At 64.8% G+C, this 586-nt stretch carries 2 pseudogenes; both read right to left on the bottom strand.

The features are described from left to right. Window positions 1-452: pseudogene (locus DYY66_RS02120) on the bottom strand (non-ribosomal peptide synthetase); the annotation flags it as partial. A 24-nt stretch (window positions 453-476) separates the two neighbouring features. After that, window positions 477-572 (bottom strand): annotated as a pseudogene (locus tag DYY66_RS15390) (hypothetical protein); the annotation flags it as partial. Window positions 573-586: the final 14 nt, after the last annotated feature.

Raw genomic sequence — 586 nt, 5'->3', positions numbered from 1 at the left:
GTGCGCGGTGCGATGTAGCTGGGCAGGTCGGGACGGTCCTGAGACGGCTCCGGCAACGCCTTCCGGTCCAGCTTCCCGCTCTCCGTCAGCGGCAACTCCTGCACGCTCACCAGCCGCGACGGTATCATGTACTCCGGTAGCCGCTCCCGCAGGTACCGCCGCAATTCCCCTTCCCCAATCTCCTCCTCCTTCATCACCACGTACCCTACCAGGCGCGTCTCTCCGCCCTCTCCCCGCGTCACCACCGCCGCTTCCTTCACCCCAGCATGTCCTTTCAGCGTCGCTTCAACCTCCCCCAACTCAACCCGGAAGCCCCGAATCTTCACCTGCTGGTCCTTCCGCCCAAGATATTCCAGTCTTCCTTCCCACCACCGGCCTACGTCGCCGGTCCGATACAGCCGCGCTCCCGCTTCTCCGCTGAAGGCATCCGGCACAAATCGCTCTGCCGTCAATTCCGGACGCCCCAGATAACCCCGCGCCAACCCTATGCCCCCAATGCACAACTCTCCCCGTGCTCCCACCGGAACCTGCCGCAGATCGCGATCCAGCACGTGCATCTGCAAGTTGGCGATCGGCCGCCCGATCG

The sequence above is a fragment of the Candidatus Nitrosotalea sp. FS genome (genome assembly GCF_011319475.1).
Taxonomy (GTDB): domain Archaea; phylum Thermoproteota; class Nitrososphaeria; order Nitrososphaerales; family Nitrosopumilaceae; genus Nitrosotalea.
This window is presented reverse-complemented; position numbering and strand designations above follow the sequence as displayed.